This is a genomic window from Pseudomonas sp. ERMR1:02 (assembly GCF_002277815.1).
In the GTDB taxonomy this organism is placed as follows: domain Bacteria; phylum Pseudomonadota; class Gammaproteobacteria; order Pseudomonadales; family Pseudomonadaceae; genus Aquipseudomonas.
Genome location: NZ_NKJI01000004.1, coordinates 299,903 through 321,301 on the forward strand (window position 1 = coordinate 299,903; position 21,399 = coordinate 321,301).

General features: G+C 59.9%; 20 protein-coding genes and 2 pseudogenes. 6 read left to right on the forward strand and 16 right to left on the reverse strand.

Annotated features, from left to right (window positions below; all coding sequences use genetic code 11):
* Window positions 1–49: 49 nt before the first annotated feature.
* Entirely contained in the window at window positions 50–1,372 is a 1,323-nt protein-coding gene (locus CES87_RS10055) for a lytic murein transglycosylase (RefSeq protein ID WP_128606012.1), read from the forward strand.
* A gap of 91 nt (window positions 1,373–1,463) precedes the next feature.
* On the opposite strand, the gene CES87_RS10060 is transcribed toward CES87_RS10055, so the two are convergent.
* The 13 genes and pseudogenes from CES87_RS10060 to CES87_RS10120 form a co-directional block, all read right to left on the reverse strand.
* Entirely contained in the window at window positions 1,464–2,414 is a 951-nt protein-coding gene (locus CES87_RS10060; RefSeq protein ID WP_128606013.1) for an LD-carboxypeptidase, read from the reverse strand.
* Window positions 2,415–2,588: 174 nt separating this feature from the next.
* Entirely contained in the window at window positions 2,589–3,611 is a 1,023-nt protein-coding gene (lipA, locus tag CES87_RS10065) for a lipoyl synthase (RefSeq protein WP_090325473.1), read from the reverse strand.
* Window position 3,612: 1 nt separating this feature from the next.
* A complete protein-coding gene (gene lipB / locus CES87_RS10070) occupies window positions 3,613–4,260 on the reverse strand; it encodes a lipoyl(octanoyl) transferase LipB (RefSeq protein WP_128606014.1) in 648 nt (215 codons plus the stop codon).
* On the reverse strand, window positions 4,260–4,535 hold the full coding sequence (locus CES87_RS10075; protein ID WP_003215438.1) for a DUF493 domain-containing protein: 276 nt from the start codon (window positions 4,533–4,535) through the stop codon (window positions 4,260–4,262). Before CES87_RS10075 ends, lipB begins: the two co-directional genes overlap by 1 nt.
* A gap of 84 nt (window positions 4,536–4,619) precedes the next feature.
* A complete protein-coding gene (locus tag CES87_RS10080; protein ID WP_128606015.1) occupies window positions 4,620–5,777 on the reverse strand; it encodes a D-alanyl-D-alanine carboxypeptidase family protein in 1,158 nt (385 codons plus the stop codon).
* A gap of 184 nt (window positions 5,778–5,961) precedes the next feature.
* Window positions 5,962–6,969, reverse strand: a complete 1,008-nt coding sequence (locus CES87_RS10085) for a septal ring lytic transglycosylase RlpA family protein (RefSeq protein WP_128606016.1) — start codon at window positions 6,967–6,969, stop codon at window positions 5,962–5,964.
* Complete coding sequence (gene mltB, locus CES87_RS10090) at window positions 6,969–7,979, reverse strand: lytic murein transglycosylase B (protein ID WP_128606017.1); 1,011 nt, start codon at window positions 7,977–7,979, stop codon at window positions 6,969–6,971. The genes CES87_RS10085 and mltB overlap by 1 nt, the downstream gene beginning before the upstream one ends.
* A 17-nt stretch (window positions 7,980–7,996) precedes the next feature.
* Window positions 7,997–9,194, reverse strand: a pseudogene (rodA, locus tag CES87_RS10095) (rod shape-determining protein RodA).
* Window positions 9,130–11,025, reverse strand: a complete 1,896-nt coding sequence (gene mrdA, locus CES87_RS10100) for a penicillin-binding protein 2 (protein WP_128606018.1) — start codon at window positions 11,023–11,025, stop codon at window positions 9,130–9,132. Before mrdA ends, rodA begins: the two are co-directional and overlap by 65 nt.
* 10 nt (window positions 11,026–11,035) lie before the next feature.
* Complete coding sequence (rlmH, locus tag CES87_RS10105; protein ID WP_007937439.1) at window positions 11,036–11,503, reverse strand: 23S rRNA (pseudouridine(1915)-N(3))-methyltransferase RlmH; 468 nt, start codon at window positions 11,501–11,503, stop codon at window positions 11,036–11,038.
* A gap of 9 nt (window positions 11,504–11,512) precedes the next feature.
* The gene (gene rsfS, locus CES87_RS10110) at window positions 11,513–12,007 is read right to left on the reverse strand and encodes a ribosome silencing factor (protein WP_128606019.1); all 495 of its coding nucleotides are present in this window, start codon (window positions 12,005–12,007) and stop codon (window positions 11,513–11,515) included.
* A gap of 73 nt (window positions 12,008–12,080) precedes the next feature.
* The gene (gene nadD, locus CES87_RS10115; RefSeq protein ID WP_128606020.1) at window positions 12,081–12,752 is read right to left on the reverse strand and encodes a nicotinate-nucleotide adenylyltransferase; all 672 of its coding nucleotides are present in this window, start codon (window positions 12,750–12,752) and stop codon (window positions 12,081–12,083) included.
* 18 nt (window positions 12,753–12,770) lie between these two features.
* Window positions 12,771–14,040: pseudogene (locus tag CES87_RS10120) on the reverse strand (glutamate-5-semialdehyde dehydrogenase).
* 189 nt (window positions 14,041–14,229) lie between these two features.
* Here CES87_RS10120 and CES87_RS10125 point away from each other — a divergent pair.
* Window positions 14,230–14,928, forward strand: coding sequence for a DNA-3-methyladenine glycosylase (locus CES87_RS10125; RefSeq protein WP_128606021.1), 699 nt, complete (start codon window positions 14,230–14,232; stop codon window positions 14,926–14,928).
* Window positions 14,929–15,121: 193 nt separating this feature from the next.
* Window positions 15,122–16,438, forward strand: a complete 1,317-nt coding sequence (locus CES87_RS10130) for a bifunctional DedA family/phosphatase PAP2 family protein (RefSeq protein ID WP_128606022.1) — start codon at window positions 15,122–15,124, stop codon at window positions 16,436–16,438.
* A 90-nt stretch (window positions 16,439–16,528) separates the two neighbouring features.
* Here the strand turns inward: CES87_RS10130 and CES87_RS10135 are convergent, their stop codons facing one another.
* Genes CES87_RS10135 through CES87_RS10145 form a run of 3 tightly spaced genes read right to left on the reverse strand, consistent with a single transcriptional unit; the run spans window position 16,529 to window position 18,208 of the window.
* The gene (locus CES87_RS10135; protein ID WP_128606023.1) at window positions 16,529–17,119 is read right to left on the reverse strand and encodes an LON peptidase substrate-binding domain-containing protein; all 591 of its coding nucleotides are present in this window, start codon (window positions 17,117–17,119) and stop codon (window positions 16,529–16,531) included.
* A gap of 10 nt (window positions 17,120–17,129) precedes the next feature.
* The gene (locus tag CES87_RS10140) at window positions 17,130–17,846 is read right to left on the reverse strand and encodes an LrgB family protein (protein ID WP_128606024.1); all 717 of its coding nucleotides are present in this window, start codon (window positions 17,844–17,846) and stop codon (window positions 17,130–17,132) included.
* Window positions 17,843–18,208, reverse strand: coding sequence for a CidA/LrgA family protein (locus tag CES87_RS10145; protein ID WP_128606025.1), 366 nt, complete (start codon window positions 18,206–18,208; stop codon window positions 17,843–17,845). The genes CES87_RS10140 and CES87_RS10145 overlap by 4 nt, the downstream gene beginning before the upstream one ends.
* Window positions 18,209–18,405: 197 nt before the next feature.
* On the opposite strand from CES87_RS10145, the gene CES87_RS10150 reads away from it, so the two are divergent.
* The 3 genes from CES87_RS10150 (at window position 18,406) to CES87_RS10160 (ending at window position 21,362) form a co-directional block, all read left to right on the forward strand.
* Window positions 18,406–18,861: a MaoC family dehydratase gene (locus tag CES87_RS10150; RefSeq protein ID WP_128606026.1), complete on the forward strand. Its 456-nt coding sequence runs from the start codon at window positions 18,406–18,408 to the stop codon at window positions 18,859–18,861.
* Between the two features lie 113 nt (window positions 18,862–18,974).
* Window positions 18,975–20,693: a C13 family peptidase gene (locus tag CES87_RS10155; protein ID WP_128606027.1), complete on the forward strand. Its 1,719-nt coding sequence runs from the start codon at window positions 18,975–18,977 to the stop codon at window positions 20,691–20,693.
* 27 nt (window positions 20,694–20,720) lie between these two features.
* Entirely contained in the window at window positions 20,721–21,362 is a 642-nt protein-coding gene (locus CES87_RS10160) for an oxidoreductase (RefSeq protein WP_128606028.1), read from the forward strand.
* Window positions 21,363–21,399: the final 37 nt, after the last annotated feature.

Consider the following 21,399-nt stretch of genomic DNA (forward strand, 5'->3'; position numbering starts at 1 on the left):
GCTCAACATGTTAAGGTCTGCACCTGATACGTTTTCCCTGGACCTGTGCATGCCCCTTTGTCTTTCCCGTCGTTGGCACCTGCGCCAATTGATTGCTGCCTCCAGCCTCATTTTGCTAGTCGCCTGCGCGGAAAAACCTACCGCCGCCGACGCACAGCCGCTTCAGACGCTCCCCGTCGCAACCGCCCCCGCAGTCATTGCGCCCGTGGTTCCGGGCGACGAAAACCTCGACATCCAGCCGACCCAGACCTTCGCCGAGTGGCAGGCGGGATTCCGCAAGGATGCTCTGGCTGCCGGCATACGCGCCGACTTGTTCGACCGCGCCTTCGCCAATGTCAGCTTCGACCCCAGTGTGATTCGTGCCGATCGTAGCCAACCGGAATTCGCCCGTCCGGTATGGGAATACCTCGACGGCGCCCTGTCACCGTTGCGGGTTCGCAAAGGTCAGGCACTGGTCAGCCAATACGACGGTATTCTGCAAAGCATCGAACAGCGCTACGGTGTCGACCGTGAGGCACTGGTCGCCGTGTGGGGCATGGAAAGTAATTTCGGCCAGTTCCAGGGCAACAAATCGGTGATCAACTCTCTGGCAACCCTGGCCTACGAAGGCCGGCGCCCTGGTTTCGCCCACGCCCAATTGATCGCCGCGCTGCAAATTCTGCAACAGGGTGATATCGAACCCGAGAAAATGCTCGGTTCCTGGGCTGGCGCCATGGGCCAGACCCAATTCATCCCGACCACATACAACTCCCACGCCGTGGACTTCGATGGCGATGGCCGTCGCGATATCTGGGGCAGCGCAGCCGATGCCCTAGCCTCGACCGCGCACTACTTGCAAAGCTCTGGTTGGCAGAAGGGCCAGCCATGGGGCTTCGAGGTGCAACTGCCGGGCAACTTCAACTATGTGCTGGCCGACGGCACGATGCGCAAGAGCGTCGCAGAGTGGCGGCAACTGGGCGTAATCCTGCCCAATGGCCATCAAGTCCCGCCGGGCTCCGAGCAATTGTCTGCGGCATTGCTGCTGCCAGCCGGTTATCGTGGCCCGGCGTTTCTGGTGCTCGATAACTTCCGTGCGATCCTCAAGTACAACAACTCGTCGTCCTACGCTTTGGCGGTGAGCCTGCTGTCAGAGCGTTTCAATGGTGCGGGCCTTATCAGCGGCGCGTGGCCCAAAGATGATTTGCCCCTGAGCCGCACCGAGCGGATCGAACTGCAAAATCTGCTGAGTGCCCAGAATTACGACGCTGGCAACGCGGACGGGATTATTGGTGCCAATACCCGTAAAGCAATCCGTAGCGCCCAGCAGTCATTTGGCTGGCCAGCGGATGGGTATCCGACACACCAGTTGCTGGAAGGCCTGCGTAACCGCTAAAAACTTCGCGGGCAAGCCTCGCTCCTACACGATTGCGTGATCTGTAGGAGCGAGGCTTGCCCGCGAAGACTGACTGTGAGGCGCCAACGATCTAGCGCTTGACGACGACATCCTGCTCCAGCACCAGCTCCTTGCTCCCCGCATCCAGCCTGACCAGCGCACCCATTGGCAATGTCAGGTTCGGGTCGCAATGCCCGCTACGCCACCCGGACAACACCGGAATCCGCAACGGCTGGAACGTCTGCTTGAGCAACCGCTCCAACGCAGGCACCTCAACCCCCGCAACATCCCCCACCAGCACCCCACGCAGCTTGCCCAGTGTGCCTGCCAGCCGCAGCTGGGTCAGCAATCGGTCGATGCGATACAGCGACTCGTTGATGTCCTCGATAAACAGGATGACACCTTCGGCATCGATCTCGTAAGGCGTGCCCATGGTCGCGGCGATCATCGACAGATTACCCCCCAGCAAGCGTCCGTGGGCGATGCCTGGCTCGATCGTCGTCAACGGATAGGCCACCGGATGCGCCAACACGCTGCCCGCCTTCACCTGCCCACGCAGCACGTTGAAAAACGAAGGCTCGGTAGGCTTTTGTTTGTTACCCAGCAGATCAGCATTGAGCATCGGGCCATGGAACGTCACGAAGCCTGCGTAACGGCTGATTGCCAGATGCAGTGCGGTGATGTCGCTGTAGCCGACGAATGGTTTGGCATTGTTGCGCAGCAGTTCGAAATCGATGCGATCAAGCAACCTCGGTGTGCCGTAACCACCGCGCAGGCAAATAATGGCATCGACCTCGTTGTCAGCGAACGCGGTGTGCAGGTCATTGAGCCGCACCTCGTCACCGCCGGCAAGGTAACCATCCTTCTCGTAAACGCCGGGAAAAATCTTCAGCGCATAGCCTCGGGCGCGCATCCATTGCACGGCTTTATCGGTGTCCAGCGGAGCGGGACCTGCCGGCGCAATAACGCCGATCAGCCCTTGCGACGGCAAAGCCGGAACCTGCGTGTGAGGACAAAGGGTGTGAGTCGGTCGAACGGTCATCCATGAATCTCCCTGGGTGAAATCTTCAACACACAGTAGTCAGGAACGGGGACAAACAGAAGTGGGTTCGTTATCCCGCAGGTTGCAGGAAACAAATGTCGTAGTCGTAGGCAAGGCAAAAAAACGCCCGCAAGACTGAGAGCCATGCGGGCGATTTTCATTGCTGACAGCCGATCAGGACGACATCAGCTCGGCCTTGACCAGCTTCGCTTGCTCGTCGGCATGGTACGAGGAACGTACCAGCGGACCGGAAGCGACGTTCTTGAAGCCCATTTTGTACCCTTCCTCGGCGAACCAGGCGAAGGTGTCCGGATGTACGAAGCGCTGCACTGGCAAGTGGCTGCGGGACGGTTGCAGATACTGGCCCAGGGTCAGCATGTCGATGTCGTGTTCGCGCATGCGCTTCATGACTTCGATGACTTCGTCGTCGGTCTCGCCCAGGCCGAGCATCAGCCCGGATTTGGTCGGAATGTGCGGCATCATCTGCTTGAAGCGTTGCAGCAGGGTCAGCGACCACTGGTAATCCGAACCCGGACGCGCAGCCTTGTACAGGCGCGGCACGGTTTCCAGGTTGTGGTTGAACACATCCGGCGGCTCGGCGGCGGTGATTTCCAGCGCGATGTCCATGCGGCCACGGTAGTCGGGAACTAGCGTTTCAAGCTGCACGTTTGGCGACAGCTTGCGAATTTCACGGATGCAGTCTGCAAAGTGCTGGGCACCACCATCGCGCAGGTCGTCGCGGTCTACCGAGGTGATGACCACGTACTTCAGGCGCAGATCGGCAATGGCGATGGCCAGACTTTCCGGCTCGTTGACGTCCAGTGGCTTCGGACGGCCATGGCCAACGTCGCAGAACGGGCAGCGACGGGTGCAGATGTCGCCCATGATCATGAAGGTCGCGGTGCCGCCGGAGAAGCACTCGCCCAGGTTCGGGCAGGACGCCTCTTCGCACACGCTATGAAGCTTGTGTTTGCGCAACAGGGCTTTGATGCGGTCGACTTCCGGAGATACCGGAATACGTACGCGGATCCAGTCAGGCTTCTTCGGCAGCTCAGTGGTCGGAATGATCTTTACCGGGATGCGTGCAACCTTCTCGGCGCCGCGCAGCTTTACGCCGGCTTCAACCTTGGCACGCGGGGCCGGACGCTCGGTGACATCCTGCGTCGGGATCATGGTTTGCACTGCATCAGTAGTCATATCAGTCGATTCCGCCCATTAGGGTCGTCTGCTCAGCATATTCGAGGTGTTTGACGAGCTGCGCGCGCAGCCGGGCACTTACCTCGGCAAATTCAATCGATCCTGCGTGATCGCTCAGCTGGGTCATCGCCAGCCCGGCATAGCCGCAGGGATTAATCCGTCGAAACGGTTCCAGGTTCATGTCCACGTTCAGGGCCAAGCCATGAAAGGAACAACCGTGGCGGATCCGCAGCCCCAGGGATGCGATTTTCGCTCCGTCGACGTAGACACCCGGCGCATCGGGCTTGGCCGTGGCAGTTACGCCATAGCTGGCGAGCAGCTCGATCAGGCACGACTCCATTCGGGTCACCAGATCACGCACGCCGAAACCCAGCTTGCGCACGTCCAGCAACAGGTAGACCACCAGTTGGCCGGGGCCGTGATACGTCACCTGGCCACCGCGATCGACCTGCACCACCGGGATATCTCCCGGCAGCAGCAAATGCTCTGCCTTGCCGGCCTGGCCCTGGGTGAACACCGGAGGGTGCTCGACCAGCCAGATCTCGTCGGCGGCATCGCTGCCGCGTTCGTTGGTGAAGCGCTGCATGGCATGCCAGACCGGCTCGTAAGCCATCTGACCGAGCTCGCGAAAGCCAAGCGTGCCAGACATCACAGCACCATGTGCACGAAGCCGGTAGCCCGCAGTTCGCTGTTGATGTTGTACAGCTGGTCCTGGTCGGTGGCGACGATGTGCAATTGAATCGTGGTGTATTTGCCGTTGGTGCTCTGGCGCTCATCCACACGGTCATGGTTGATCGTCGCGTGTTTCTTGACGATCTCGATGATCTTGTCTTTGTTGCCCACACCGGTATCGCTGATCACCTTAACCGGGTAATCAACGTTGGGGAATTCGATCTTAGGCGCCTTTACTTCGGTATCGGTCATGGCGTAACGGCCTCGTAAGCGTAAGCCGTGGCGACGGGCATAACCCCACGCAGGATCAGCGCGGGGCCATGCAGGTGCACACTATCAGTTGAACAAGCCGTAGAAGAATAGACGGATGCTATCCCACATGCGACGGAAGATACCACCCTCTTCGACGCCATCCAGAGCGATCAGATCGGCGCTGTGCACCACCTTGTCGTCCAGTTTGACTTCGACTTTACCGATCACGTCGCCCTTGGCGATTGGCGCAACCAGTTGCGGGTTCATGGTCATGCTGGCAGCGAGCTTTTTCAGCTGGCCTTTTGGCAGGGTCATGGTCAGGTCTTCAGCCAGACCGGCCTTGACTTGATTGGTGGAGCCCTTCCAGACAGGAGCCTGAGCCAGCTCGGCGCCTTTCTGATAGAACGTCTGGGTTTCGAAGAAACGGAACCCGTAAGTCAGCAGTTTCTGGGTCTCGGCGGCGCGAGCCACTTCGCTGTTGGTGCCGAACACCACGGCGATCAGACGCATGCCATCACGCACGGCCGAAGACACCATGCAGTAGCCCGCTTCGTCGGTGTGGCCGGTTTTCAGACCGTCGACAGTCTTGTCGCGCCACAGCAGCAGGTTACGGTTCGGTTGTTTGATGCCGTTCCAGAAGAACTCTTTCTGCGAGTAGATCGCATAGTGAGCCGGGTCTTCGTGAATGATCGCGCGAGCCAGCACGGCCATGTCATGAGCCGACGAGTAGTGCTCAGGGTTCGGCAGACCGGTCGGGTTCATGAAGTGGGTATTGGTCATACCCAGGTCGGCAACGGTTTTGTTCATCAGGTCGGCGAACGCGTCTTCGCTACCGGCGATGTGCTCGGCAACCGCCACACTGGCGTCGTTGCCCGACTGGATGATGATGCCGTGCAGCAGGTCGCTGACCGTTACCTGCGTGCCGACCTTGATGAACATCCGCGAACCGCCGGTACGCCAGGCGTTTTCGCTGACGGTCACCGGATCGCTTTCACCGATCTGGCCACGGCGGATTTCCAGGGTCGCAATGTACGCTGTCATCAGCTTGGTCAGGCTGGCTGGCGGCAGACGCTGGTCACCATTGTTTTCGACCAGCACGTTGCCGCTGCTGGCGTCCATGAGCACGTAGGCCTTGGCGGCCAGTTGCGGTGGCGACGGCATCATCTCGACCGCGAACGCGGCAGGTGAGAGGAGCAGCGGGACTAGAAGGCACAGGCGTTTGGCAAAGGTGGTGATGTTCATCCGTCTCTCGAAATCGCTAATGGAAACTTGCCCACAGGCAAAACTATTCTGATGACCTTCTAACGGGCCATCGCGTGTTCAGTCGTTCACTCTGCAACCCTTGCCGGGCTTTTGTTCTTCAAAGAGCCAACAACCTGGTCCGCCCCCCAAAACCGCAAGCGAACCGTCAATCAAGTTCTACGTATTACTCTGTTACGACACTCGGCGAACCGAGATTGGCCATGCGCACGCTGTTCTGCACTTGCTGGATTTCACCCGGCGAACCGATTGGCCCCAGGCGCACGCGATGCAGCGTCTGTTGATTGCGCACGATCGAGCTGATGAACACCGGAGCGCTCACCATCCCGCTGAGCTTCGACCTCAGGAGTTCTGCAGCGTCCGGGTTGGCGAACGCGCCCACCTGCAGATACTGGCCAGAGGCTTGTGCAGAAGCGTTTTTTTTTGCATCGAGTTGTACGGGGACAACTGCGGCGGCATGTTGCTGCGGCGGTGGCGTCCATTGCTCGACGGCGCCGGCCGAGGCCGTAATCACCGGGGCGCTATTCTGCGCGACTTGCGGCTCGTTGAGCATTAAAGGCGCCGGACGGCCCTTGGCCGCCCACCATTGCTGCGGGTCGATACCTTCGACCTTGACCCGGGCGGTGCCTGTTTCGGCATAACCGAGTTTCTTGGCAGCCGCGTAGGACAAGTCGATGATCCGGTCCGAATAGAATGGTCCGCGGTCGTTGACTCGCAGGATCACAGTCTTGTTGTTGTCCAGGTTGGTCACCCGAACATAACTCGGTAACGGCAAGGTCTTGTGTGCGGCACTCATGCCATACAAGTCATAGACTTCGCCGTTGGCGGTATTCTGGCCATGGAACTTGGTGCCGTACCAGGACGCAGTGCCCGAAGCCACGTAAGTCTTGGACTCCTGCAACGGGAAATAGGTTTTGCCCAGCACGGTGTACGGGTTGGCCTTGTAGGGGCCAGAGTGCAGGGTCGGCGTGGCATCCGGAATGCGCGAAACGTCGATGTCCCACCATGGCGCGCCATCTTTATGAGCGCGGTTGATGTCCAGCCCCGGCGCCGAACGCACGGCGGTGGAAGATTTCTGTGTCGGCGAGCGACTGGTCGAACAACTGGCGACCAGCACTGCCAACACGGCAAATGCCATCAGCTTCAGGGGTTTATTCATAGGCAATGCCCGCATTACTTGACGCCCCGTGCTTGGACCAGCTGTTCAGACAGTTGATGTACGGCCATGGCGTACATCACGCTGCGGTTATAACGCGTGATTGCGTAAAAATTCTTCAGACCCATCCAGTATTCGGGGCCATTGTCGCCTTCCAGGCGAAAAGCGGTAACCGGCATATCATCGCGCAGCGCATCATGACTTGACCAGCCCAGGGCCCGCAACTCTCCAACGGTTTTAGTCGGCTCGATCCCGGTGGTCAAACCTTCATCCACCTGATCGCCCCGCACATCGGCACGGCTGACCACCGGTTCGCCCGCGACCCAGCCGTGACGCTTGAAATAACTGGCGACGCTACCGATTGCATCGTCCGGGTTGTTCCAGATATTGATGTGGCCGTCACCGTCGAAATCCACTGCATAGGCGCGGAAGCTGCTGGGCATGAACTGCGGCAAGCCCATGGCACCGGCGTAAGAACCTTTGAGGGTCAATGGATCGACCTGCTCTTCCCGGGCCAGCAACAGGAACTCACGCAGTTCCTTGCGGAAAAATTCGGCACGGGGAGGATAGTCGAAACCCAAGGTAGACAAGGCATCAATTACCCGGAAATTGCCGGTATTGCGGCCGAAAAAGGTCTCGACACCAATGATCGAAACAATCACCTGCGCCGGCACGCCGTATTCCTGCTCGGCGCGGGCCAGTACGGCCTCGTGCTGACGCCAGAAGTCCACACCACGGGCGATGCGTGCATCGGTGATGAACATCGGCCGATATTCATTCCACTGCTTGACCCGTTCGGCGGGTTTCGAAATCGCGTCCAGAATCGACTGTTTGCGCTCGGCTTCGCGGAACACACCCATCAGTTGCTCGCCGGCAAAACCGTAGTCGCGGGTCATTTCACCAACGAACTCGGCCACCTGGGGTGAGCCTTCGTAATCGCCGGCCAACGCTTCCTGCGCGGTGCCAAGGATGCTTACCAGGCCGACCCACGGCGCGTTTCGAGTCGCCCAGCCACGCATTACTTGCATTGAACTCTTCACCTTATTCAAACCTGAGCGATCCACTTGCGATGGGTATGGATCGACATCAAAACCCCAAACGCTGACAGCAGCGTCACCAGAGAAGTTCCTCCGTAGCTAATGAACGGCAACGGCACCCCCACCACTGGCAACAGGCCGCTGACCATACCGATATTGACGAAAACATATACAAAAAACGTCATGGTCAGGCTGCCCGCGAGCAACTTTCCGAACAAGGTCTGGGCCTGGGCGGTAATCACCAGTCCGCGACCGATCAACAACAGGTAGATCAGCAACAGTGCGCAGATACCGACCAGACCGAACTCTTCACCCATGACCGCAATAATGAAGTCGGTATGGCTTTCCGGAAGGAAATCCAGGTGCGATTGGGTGCCCAATAGCCAACCCTTGCCGAAGACGCCGCCGGAACCGATGGCGGCCTTGGACTGGATGATGTTCCAGCCAGTGCCCAGGGGATCGCTTTCCGGATCGAGGAACGTCAGGATCCGCTGCTTCTGGTAGTCGTGCATGATGAAAAACCACATGGCGATTGCCACGGGTACAGCGGCAGCAAGCACGCTGAGAATCCAGCGCCAGCGCAGCCCCCCATGAACAGCACGAACGCACCACCGGCCAGGATCAGCAGCGAAGTGCCAAGGTCCGGCTGACGCACAATCAGAATGAACGGCAAACCAATCAGAAACAGGCTGACGCCAACATGCTTGAGCTGCGGCGGCAAGGTGCGCTTGGACAGGTACCAGGCAATGGTCGCTGGCATCAGGATCTTCATGAATTCCGAAGGCTGGAAGCGGATCACCCCGGGGATGTTGATCCAGCGCGTGGCCCCATGGCGTTGTGACCCATGACGTCCACCACCACCAGCAACAGCACTCCGATCACATAACCGACCGGCACCCAGCGGGCCATGAAGCGCGGTTCGAACTGGGCGATGACAATCATCGACACCAGGCCGATGCCGAACGAAGTGGCCTGTTTGGCCAACAGATCCCAGCTTTTGCCACTGGCCGAATACAGCACGAACAGGCTGCCGGCGGCGAGGGTCAGCAACAGGATCAGCAGCGGGCCGTCGATGTGCAGGCGTTGCAACAGCGTCGCGCGACGCCGCATCACATCCTCGCTGGAGAGCATGCGATCAAAATTATTCATCACGGGCAGTAGCCTCCGCGCTAGTAGGGCTGGCGTATTCGGATTTGAGGCGGCCATCCTGACCCAGCAGCCAGGCGTCCATGACTTGACGCACCACTGGCGCGGCGACGCCGGAGCCGGACTCCCCGTTCTCGACCATCACCGACACTACGATTTTCGGGTCGTCGGCCGGCGCGAAGCCTACGAACAAGGCGTGGTCGCGATGGCGTTCCTGAACCTTGGAGCGGTCGTACTTCTCGCCCTGCTTGATCGCGACCACCTGGGCCGTACCACTCTTGCCGGCGATCCGGTATTGCGCACCGATCGAGGCTTTGCGCGCCGTACCCCGGGCACCGTGCATAACCTGTTGCATGCCGTGGTTGACCTTGGTCCAGTCAGACGGGTCGCGCAGGATGATGTCTGGCATCGGGTTCTGATCTACCGGTTTCGCGCCTTCGACGGTCTTGGCCAGGTGCGGACGGTTCCAGATGCCTTTGTTGGCCACTAGTGCCGTGGCCTGGGCCAGTTGCAACGGGGTCGATTGCATGTAGCCCTGGCCGATCCCGAGAATCAGCGTTTCGCCCGGGAACCACGCCTGACGGCGGGTCGCGCGCTTCCACTCTCGGGACGGCATCAGGCCCGGCGATTCCTCGAACATGTCCAGGGAAACTTTCTGACCGATACCGAACTTGGTCATGTACGCCGACAACCGATCGATCCCCAGCTTGTGGGCCAGGTCATAGAAGTAGGTGTCGTTGGACCGCATGATCGCCGTATCGAGGTCGACGAAGCCGTCGCCAGTGCGGTTCCAGTTGCGGTATTTGTGATCGTAGTTGGGCAGCATGTAGTAGCCGGGGTCAAACACCCGGGTCGAAGCGGTGACCACGCCCGAATCCAGACCGGCAATCGCCACTGCTGGCTTGATGGTCGAGCCGGGCGGATACAACCCACGCAACACGCGGTTGAACAGCGGCCGATCGATGGAATCGCGCAGCTCGGAATACGCCTTGAAGCTGATACCGGTGACGAACAGGTTCGGGTCGAAACTTGGCTGACTGACCATCGCCAACACTTCGCCGGTTTTCGGGTCCAGCGCTACTACCGCGCCGCGACGACCACCAAGCGCAGCTTCGGCGGCTTCCTGCAATTTGATGTCCAGGCTCAGGACGATGTCCTTGCCGGGAATCGGATCGGTACGCTTGAGCACACGCAGAACGCGGCCCCGAGCGTTGGTCTCGACTTCCTCGTAACCCACCTGACCGTGCAACTCCGGCTCGTAAAAACGCTCGATGCCGGTTTTGCCAATTTGATGGGTGCCGCTGTAACTCACCGGATCCAGAGATTTGAGCTCTTTCTCGTTGATCCGCCCCATGTATCCCACCGAGTGCGCGAAATGCGCGCCCTGCGGGTAGTGGCGAACCAGTTGCGCGACCACTTCCACGCCCGGCAGCCGGAACTGATTCACGGCGATCCGCGCGATCTGCTCTTCGGTCAATTCGAACATGATCGGCACCGGCTCGAACGGCCGGCGCCCCTGGCGCATGCGCTTCTCGAAGATCACCCGATCCTCAGGCGTCAGCTCCAGCACCTGGACGATCACATCGAGCACTTGCTGCCAATCGCCAGAGCGCTCGCGGGTCATGCTCAGGCTGAAGCTGGGCCGGTTGTCCGCAATGACCACACCATTGCGGTCGTAAATCAACCCACGGGGTGGCGGAATCGGTTGCACATGGACGCGGTTGTTTTCCGACAAGGTCGAGTGGTACTCGTACTGGATCACCTGCAGGAAATACAAACGCGCGATCAGCACGCCAATCAGCGTCACTACCGCAATTGCCCCGAACACGACGCGGCCACGCACCAGACGGGCGTCTTTTTCGTGGTCCTTGATGCGGATCGGTTGGGACATGAGGGCAGAACTACTTGTGGTAAGGGTGGCCGGACAGCACGGTCCAGGCACGATACAGCTGTTCGCCGATCAGAATTCGCACCAGCGGGTGCGGCAACGTCAACGGCGAGAGAGACCAGCGTTGATCGGCGCGGGCGCAGACTTCCGGCGCCAGCCCTTCGGGGCCGCCGACCATGAAATTCACCGTGCGCGAGTCCAGCCGCCAGCGATCGAGCTCGACCGCCAGTTGCTCGGTACTCCAGGGCTTGCCGTGGACTTCGAGGGTGACAACGCGCTCGTTCGGCCCGACCTTGGCCAGCATGGCTTCGCCTTCCTGTCGGATGAAGCGCGCCACGTCGGCGTTCTTGCCACGAGTATTGAGCGGTATTTCCACCAGTTCCAGCGCCAGCTCGGACGGAAGACGCTTGGCATATTCATGCCAGCCTTCTTCCACCCACTTGGGCATGCGGGAACCGACGGCGATCAGTCGCAGTCGCACAGCCGTTCCTTATTCCTGGTCTTTGTTGAGCTTGGTGAAATGCTCGTGACCAACTTCAGGGCTGTGGTGTTTACCATCGGCAGCACGGCTCTGCTCGGCACCTTTCCACAGGCGCTCCAGGTCGTAGAACTGACGGGCGTTGGAGGTCATCATGTGGACGATCACGTCGTCCATGTCCAGCAATACCCAGTCGCTATCGCCCTTGCCTTCTTCACCCAACGGCTTAATGCCCAGGGCCTTTACAGCCTCGCGAACCTTATCGAGCATTGCGCCGATCTGGCGGTTGGACGTACCGGTGGCGATGATCATGTAGTCAGTGATGCTCTGCTTTTCACGAACATCGATTACCAACACGTCCTGGGCTTTGACGTCTTCCAGGGCCGCTACGGCGATCTTGACCAGGTCATCGCCTTTCGGAGGCTCAACACTGAGAACCTTTTCAGGCAGCGGAGCACTCTTGAACGTGCCTTTACGCTTTACTTTGTTTACTTCGTTGTTCGTCATATAAAACTCGTTTTGCTCGTATGTTCGGGCGCTTCAATACACGTTGTTGCCACGTGCCTTGAGGCACTCCTATTCAGTTCGGCACACGGTAAAGTCCGTGCGCATCGATGTAGGCCAGGACCGCGTCGGGCACCAGGAAACGTACCGACTTACCGCTGGCCAGCAGTTGACGGATCTGGGTGGCGGATACCGCGAGCGGCGTCTGCCAGACGAATGCAATCTGTCCGCTCGGCCCTTTGAGGGCCAGCGGGTCGCTCACCGAGCGCGCTGCCAGCAGGTTGCGCAAGGCATCCGGCGGTTCGCTGTCGGCATCCGGGCGTTGCAGCACCAGGATGTGGCAATGCTGGAGCAACTCTTCCCAGCGGTGCCAAGTGGGCAGGCCGCAAAATGCGTCCCAGCCCAAAAGCAGAAAAACCTGGTCATTCGCGGCCAGCTCGGCACGCATCAGTTCCAGGGTATCGATGGTGTAGGACGGTTTGTCCCGCTGCAATTCGCGGGCGTCCACCACCAACGGGGCCACACCGGCCACCGCGCACTCGACCATCGCCAGACGGTCTTTCGCCGACACTTGCGGCGTATCCCGATGGGGCGGCCTGGCACTGGGTGTCAGACGCAGCTCATCGAGCGCCAGCGATTCGGCGACTTCCAGCGCACCACGCAAATGGCCGACGTGCACCGGGTCAAAAGTCCCCCCAGTACGCCAATGCGTCTGGGTAGAGGCGCGCTGGCGGTTACCGGAACTGATGGATCGAGGTCGCCCAAGTCAGACCGACTCCTGTCCGCGCAGTTGGCCATCACCGACCACGACGTACTTCTCGCAGGTCAGACCTTCGAGGCCGACCGGGCCGCGGGCGTGCAGCTTATCAGTAGAAATGCCGATCTCGGCACCCAATCCGTATTCGAAGCCATCGGCGAAGCACGTCGGGGTGTTGATCATCACCGACGAGGAGTCGACTTCAGCCACGAAACGCCGGGTGTCGCCCTGGTGTTCGCTGACAATCGAATCGGTGTGGTGAGAGCCGTAATGATTGATGTGCTCGATGGCCTGCTCCAGCCCGTCGACCACGCGGATCGACAGGATCGGCGCGAGATATTCGGTGCTCCAGTCTTCCTCGGTGGCCGGCAGCGCATCGATGATCGCCCGGGTGCGTTCGCAGCCGCGCAGTTCGACGCCTTTTTCGCGGAACTGGGCAGCCATCGCCGGCAGGAAATTTTTAGCAACGATTTGATCGACCAGCAGTGTCTCCATTGCACCACAGATGCCATAGCGATAAGTCTTGGCATTGAACGCAATGCGCTGGGCTTTCGGCAGGTCGGCGTGGGCACTGACATAAACGTGGCAGATGCCGTCCAGATGCTTGATTACCGGCACACGGGCATCGCGGCTGACTCGCTCGATCAGGCCACGGCCGCCACGGGGCACGATGACATCTACGTACTCGGGCATGGTGATCAACGCACCAACGGCGGCGCGGTCAGTTGTTTCGACTACTTGCACCACGGCGGCGGGCAGATCGGCTTCGGCCAGGCCGCGCTGGATGCAGGCGGCGATGGCGCGATTGGAGTGAATGGCTTCGGAGCCGCCCCGCAGGATGGTCGCGTTGCCGGATTTCAAGCACAGGCTGGCGGCATCGATAGTCACGTTCGGCCGCGACTCGTAGATGATTCCGATCACGCCAGCGGCACACGCATCTTGCCGACCTGAATTCCCGACGGCCGATAGCTCATGTCGCGGATCGCGCCGACAGGGTCCGGCAGTGCCGCCACCTGGCGCAGCCCCACGATCATGCCGTCGATACGGGCCGGGTCAGCGCCAGGCGTTCAAGCAACGCCGGCTCCAGGCCATTGGCGCGACCTGCCGCCAGATCCAGCTCATTGGCAGCGGTCAGCTCGGCGCGGGCAGCGTCCAGCGCGTTTGCGGCGGCCTGCAGCGCACGGTTCTTCTGCGCAGTGCTGGCACGGCCAATGACGCGGGAAGCCTCGCGGGCAGCGCGACCCAAGCGGGTCATGTAGTCAAGAACGGACTCAGTCATGGTCTGGCGTGGTCTTTGATAAGGTCTTGGTAAAGAGTAAAGCGGCAGATTATAGCTGTCGTGTCTCCCGACTAACAGCGGTGACGGGCGGATGGTCGAAATGGAGGGCAATTTGCCGACGTTCAGCCGGGATTAAGCTGCAAATTGTTATCATCACGACCCCATCAGCCCTGATAAACGCCGTTCATCATGTCCAATCTGACTGTTCGAGCATCCACCGAAAGCCTGCCCAAGGGCCTCCCGGACGCGTTTTTCGACCGAGACGCGCAAATTCTGGCCCGGGATTTACTGGGCAAAGTCATCCGCCATCGGGTCGGCGACCTGTGGCTCAGCGCCCGAATCATCGAAACAGAAGCCTATTACTGTGCCGAAAAAGGCAGTCACGCCTCCCTCGGCTATACAGAAAAGCGTAAGGCTTTGTTTCTGGATGGTGGGCACATCTATATGTATTACGCCCGTGGCGGCGACTCCCTCAATTTCAGCGCTCAAGGCCCGGGCAACGCCGTACTGATCAAATCCGCCTACCCGTGGGTTGATGAGATTGGCGGTCCGGCAAGCCTTGCGCAGATGCTATTGAATAACCCGGACGCCCAGGGCCGCCCTCGCCCGTCGCAAAAGCTTTGCGCCGGGCAGACGCTACTGTGCAAGTCTTTGGGCTTGAGGGTGCCGGTCTGGGATGCCAAGCGCTTCGATCACGAGGTACTGCTGGTAGAAGACGTCGGCCAGACGCCCATCCATGTTATCCAGGCCACGCGTCTGGGCATTCCTCACGGGCGCGACGAATACCTGATGTACCGCTTCGTCGACGCGACCTACGCAGCCTATTGCACGCGCAACCCGCTGCGACGAGGGCAGGTCGAAGGTCGCGATTATTTTGTGCTGTCCTGACACTTGCCGGGACTTGAAGCAAACGGGACGCAATGTGGGAGCGGGCTTGCTCGCGAAAGCGACCTTCCAGTCAACTTTGATGTTGCCTGACACTCCGCTTTCGCGAGCAAGCCCGCTCCCACAGGGTTCTGTAGTGATTTTAGAGTTGTGCTGGTCCCCTGGAATCAATTAAACATTCAATGGAGTTGTTTTTATGGGCCCATGGCTCGATAGCGTGACCGGTTGGTTGACGGTCAACCCGCAATGGCTGGCGGCAGCGGTATTCATCGTGGCCTTCGTCGAATGCCTGGCAATTGCCGGACTGATCGTGCCCGGCACGGTTTTGCTGTTCGCCGTGGCGGTACTGGCCGGCAGCGGAGCGCTGTCGTTGAGTGAAACGTTGCTGCTGGGGTTCATCGCCGGGGTGCTCGGCGATGTGGTTTCGTACTTCCTGGGGCGCCATTTCCATCAGAACATCCGACGCCTGCCTGGACTGCGCCATCATCCGGAGTGGATAGCCGGGGCTGAGACGTATTTCCAGCGCTACGGCATCGCCAGCCTGCTGGTCGGGCGCTTTATCGGCCCCTTGCGCCCCATGCTACCGATGGTGGCAGGGATGTTCGACATGCCGTTCCCGCGTTTCTTCGCCGTTAGCCTGCTGGCCGCTGCGGGGTGGTCGGTGGCGTACCTGTTGCCGGGCTGGGCCACCGGTGCGGCAATTCGCTTGCCATTGCCCGAGGGCTTCTGGCCGCAGGCCGGGATCGTTGTCGGCAGCATTGCGCTGATGGTGGGGCTGAGCGCAACCAGCAGTCTGCGCAAGCATCGCAAGGCCACGATTTTTATCACAGGGATGAGTTTTCTGATTCTGGCGGCGCTGTTTATCGGTTATTCGCACCTGAGCGCTCTCGATCAAGGGCTGATGACCCTGGTGCAGGAACATCGCAGCCCTATCCTCGATGAAGTGGCCGTGGTCTTCACGCTCATCGGCGAATTTCGCAACATGCTGGTGTTCAGTGCCTTGCTGGTAGTGCTGCTGCTGATTACCCGGCAATGGCGCCAGGCAATCTTTGCTTGCAGCACGTTGCTATTTACCGCGCTGGGCAACACCCTGACCAAACATTTTTTCGCACGCATGCGTCCGGAAGTGTTGAGCGACCCGTTGACCAGCTACAGCATGCCCAGTGGTCATGCCTCCGGCTCCTTTGCGCTGTTCCTGACGCTTGCCGTACTGGCCGGTCGCGGACAACCGCCGCGGATGCGCCTGACCTGGCTGCTGGTGGGCTGCCTGCCGGCGCTGGCGATCGCTCTGTCGCGTGTGTATCTCGGTGCGCATTGGCCAACGGATGTGTTGGCGGGTGCGATGCTGGCCGCGTGTGTCTGTGCGGCGAGCCTGGGGTTGTGTCAGCGCCGGACTTCGCTCAACGCAATGCCGCCCAAGGTCTGGTGGCTGGTACTGCCATCGCTGGTGGCGCTGTTCGGGTTCTTCGTATTGCGGCATTTGCCGCAGACGATGTTGAGATACGCGTACTAAAGATCAAAAGATCGCAGCCTTCGGCAGCTCCTACAGATGTACGCCTTACCTATGTAGGAGCTGCCGAAGGCTGCGATCTCTTCAGCAGCGTCAGGCAAACAACTCACCCTGCAACTCATCCAGCAGCGCCTGTATTGCATCCAGTCGTTGCTGCGGATCATCGAGTTGCAGCAGGTCGATCTTGTCCAGTTCGGCGAACGGCAACAAGTAGGCAAGCTGATTGGCCAGCGACTGTTGCCCGGTCGCTTCGGTGCCCATGTTCAGCGCTTCGACCATCGGGTGCTCGGCCAGAGCCTTGAGCAAGGCCACCAGATCGGCGTCCTCATCCTGCAGCGGTTGTTCCGGTTCGTCTTCCAGCCACTCGACCTCGGCGACGGTCAATTGATCGCGCTGCACTTCGGTGCGCAGCACGTGAAAGCGCCGACCGCCCTGCACCCGAATCCCCAACAGGCCATTTTCCTGCTGTTTGAAATCGGTGATCAGCGCCTCACAACCGACCAGCGCGTACCCTGCCGGGGCGATGCCGACCTCCTCGCCGTCAAGGATGCACACCACACCAAAGCCGCCACCCTGTTTCATGCAGCGACCGATCATGTCCAGGTAACGCGCCTCGAAAATCTGCAGGTCGAGTATGCAACCTGGAAACAGCACCGTATTCAGCGGAAAAAGCGGCAGACTCATAGACATTTCCTTAAACCACCATCGACACCGCCATCGGCAGCAACACTGCCGTGGCCACGCCCATCAAACTCATCGCCAGCGCTGCGAAGGCGCCGCACTCTTCATTTTCCTGCATCGCCACTGCCGTGCCGACTGCGTGGGCAGTCATGCCCAACGCCATGCCGCGAGCCTCGGGACTGTGGACACCGAGGCGGGTCAACAGGCTCGGGCCGAAAATCGCGCCGATCACGCCGGTGATTAACACGAACACCGCCGCCAGCGCCGCGACGCCACCGATCTGCTCGGCCACCAACATGGCAATTGGCGAGGTCACCGACTTCGGTGCCATGGTCATCAGGATCATGTGCTCAGCCCCGAACCACCAGCCCAGCAACACGCCCATGCCCGTGGCAACTACACCGCCTATCACCAGCGTAGTAAATATCGGCCAGAACAACTGCCGAATCCGCCGCAGGTTGAGGTAAAGCGGTACGGCCAGCGCGACCGTGGCGGGGCCGAGCAGGATGCTAAGGATCTCGGTGCTCTTGCGGTACTCGGCATAAGTCAGCCCGCAGCCCACCAGCACACCGATCACCAGCAGCATGGAGACCAGCACGGGCTGCAAAAAGATCCAGCGGGTTTTCTCGAACACTCCCAGTACAAGCTGATAGGCCCCCAGGGTAATGCCGATGCCGAACAACGGATGATGAATCACCGACGCCCAGGCGCCGTGCCAGTCGAAATTCATTGGCCATCCTCAGAGGGATGAGCGTGCCGCTTGACCATGCGCTGCATCAGCACACCGGCAAAAGCCATCGACAGCAACAGGGACAAGACCAGCGCGCCGACAATGGCCCAGAAGTCCGCCGCGATGTCGGCGGCGTACACCATCACACCCACGGCCGGCGGCACCAGCAGCAATGGCAGGTAGCGCAGCAGGCTGCTGGCCGCCAGATTCAGCGGTTCACCAACCTGACCACGGCAGATCAAAAAAACCAGCAACAGCAGCAGGCCGACAATCGGCCCCGGCAGGACCGGTATAAACAAATGGTTGATCGCGGTGCCGAGCAATTGGAACAGCACCAGCCAGGTCAGGCCACGTAACAACATCTTTCATCTCCCGCAAAACCCTTCACCCGCACTGACGGGCCGAGCATTATAAGCACGCCTGCCCTATACATCGGCATTCGCCAAAAGCATGGACGGTTGACCGCAGCAATTTGCCATGTTGATCTAAAGTGGTAATCCGGGAGGTCAAATCCCCCCACTTCAAAACTATAAAATCGATGAACCCAAGGAGAGTCTCAATGCCCTATGTTCCAGTTGCAGAGCTCAATGATTATGTCGGCAAGGAACTTGGACGTTCCGAATGGCTCACGATCGATCAGGAGCGCATCAACCTGTTCGCCGAAGCCACAGGGGACTATCAGTTCATCCACGTCGACCCGGTCAAAGCCGCGCAAACGCCATTTGGCAGCACCATTGCTCACGGATTCCTGTCGCTATCGCTGATCCCGAAACTGATGCTAGACATCCTCATCCTTCCTGAAGGTTTGAAGATGGTGGTCAATTATGGCCTGGACAGCGTGCGTTTCATTCAACCGGTCAAGGTCAACTCGAAAGTACGCCTCAAGGTCGAATTGACCGAAGTCACCGAGAAAAAACCCGGCCAATGGCTGCTCAAGGCCACCGCCACGCTGGAAATCGAAGGCTCGGACAAACCGGCGTATATCGCTGAACCTTTGTCGCTCTGCTTCGTGTAAACCTTGCTGGATGCGAAGCAGCTCATGCTGTTTCGCACCCACCGCTTTTCTACCGGCTGTATAACGACACATAGCTGCGGCATACTCGGTCGCCTAATTGCCCGGAACCCGCTATGCGCTCACTTGCACTCCTTGCCTTGACCCTGATGCTCACCGCGTGCGGCAACGGCGAATCACCGTTACCTCCCGACGCCCGTCTGCCGGACGGCGGACGCTATCGCGGCGATCTGGTCAATGGATTGCTGCAAGGCCAGGGCCGCATCGATTACCCGAACGGCAGCTGGTATGCCGGCGAATTCGACAAGGGCCAATGGCATGGCCAGGGCGAATGGCATGGCAGCAACGGCGAGGTCTACCGCGGGCAGTTCAATCAAGGCCTCTTCGACGCCCAAGGCAGCCTGACCACCAATGGCAGCAGCTACAACGGCGGTTTCAAGCTCGGCCGGCGCGACGGTGAAGGCACCCTCAAAGAAAACGGCATGACCTACCGTGGCGAATTCAAGGCTGATCAGTATTCAGGGCTTGGTCATCTGGAACTCGAAGATGGCAGCGCCTACCAGGGTCAGTTCGCTCACGGCAAACCCAACGGCGAAGGCCAGCGCAGCGACGGCAACGGCAATCAGTTCACCGGGCACTTCGTCGATGGTCAGCTGGAAGGCAACGGAACATTCAACAGCGCTGATGGCGACATCTATGTCGGCGGCTTCAAGAACAATCAACTGCACGGCAAGGGTCGCTACGAAAACGCTGACGGCGATGTCTGGCTGGGTCAATTCAAGGAAGGCTCGCTCAATGGCAAGGGCGAGTTGATCGGCGCCGACGGCAGTCATTACATCGGCAATTTCAATGACTGGCGCTTCAGTGGTCAAGGTCGCTTGAACCTGGCCGATGGAAGCTTCTACGTCGGCCAGTTCGATAACGACGCCTATTCCGGTCGTGGCACCCTGGTGCTGACGGATGGTTCGGTGCGCAGCGGCACCTGGATCAATGGCCAGCGCGTACGTGACGCCGATGGCAAGTTGCTGCCTGACACCCTCGAACTCGGCCTGCTGGCCCAGGGGCGCCTGCTCGAAGATGCGCTAAGTAGCGTGCCAGCCTCGACCCCGGCGGTAGAGCTGTACACCCTGACCCTGGGCGGCGACGGCAAGCAGAGCGTGTTCCTGCGCGAATCCGACTACGTCGCCAACATGCTCGCCAGTCGCTTTGGCGCCTTTGGCCAGATCCGCCTGGTGAACCACCGCGATCACTTAAGCGACCGGCCAATGGCCACCCGGGAAAACCTGCGTCGCGCGGCCCAGACCCTGGCCGAACGCAGCGGCCCGGAAGATTTGATTTTCATTTACATGACCAGCCACGGCACCAGTGAGCACGAACTGGTGCTCGACCAGCCACGCATGGAGCTGGCCGACCTGCCGGCCGACGAACTGGCCGCGGTGCTCGCCCCACTGAAAAACCGCGACAAGATCATCGTGATTTCCTCCTGCTACTCCGGCGGCTTCATCCCCGCCCTCAAGGATGAACGCACCCTGATCATGACCGCTTCGCGGGCCGACCGCGTGTCCTTCGGCTGTTCGGAAGAAGCCAACTTCACCTACTTTGGCGACGCCCTGTTCGCCCAGGCATTGAACCAGACCGATGATCTGGAACAAGCCTTCAAGCTGGCCAAGGCTACCGTCGCCGAGCGTGAACTGGCCGACGGTTACGAAGCCTCCGAGCCGCAGATATGGGCGCCGAAAACCGTGCTGTCGCACTGGCAGTTACTGCGCAAACAGCAAGCACGCAAAGCACTGCAAAGTGTGTCGATTGAAAGCAAGGATGCAAAGACCAACTAAGCTGATGAGTATCAAGGGAGAAACACTATGTACTTGACGCCTCAGCACGTATTGCTTGCCGGAGCCACCGGTTTGACCGGTGAACATTTGCTCGATCGCTTGCTCAACGAGCCAACGATTACGCGGGTACTAGCACCCTCACGCCGGCCACTGGTCAGGCATCCCCACCTTGAAAACCCGGTCGGCGACCCGGCGATGTTTCTGCCGCAATTGAGCGGTCGCGTCGACATTGCCTATTGCTGCCTGGGCACCACCATCAAGCAGGCGGGTTCGGAACAGGCCTTTCGCGCTGTGGATCTGGACATGGTGGTGGCGTTCGCCAAGCGCGCTCGTGAAATGGGTGCCCGGCACTTGATCGTGATCAGTGCTTTGGGGGCCGATCGGAGATCCTCGGTTTTCTACAACCGGGTTAAAGGCGAGATGGAACACGCACTGCGCGCGCAGGATTGGCCGCAACTGACCATTTGCCGTCCCTCGCTGCTTCTGGGCGAAAGGATGGAGCCGCGCCTGGCGGAAAAAGTCGCCGGCCCCCTGTCACGGCTGATCCCCGGCAAATACCACGGCATCGAAGCCTGCCAAATGGCCCGCGCCATGTGGCGCCTGGCACTGGAAGAGCAGGATGGGGTGCGGATTGTCGAATCGGATGAGCTGAGGAAGTTAGGCAAATAATCTACGGCATCGTAGCGGACGCCTTCGCTGTAGGAGC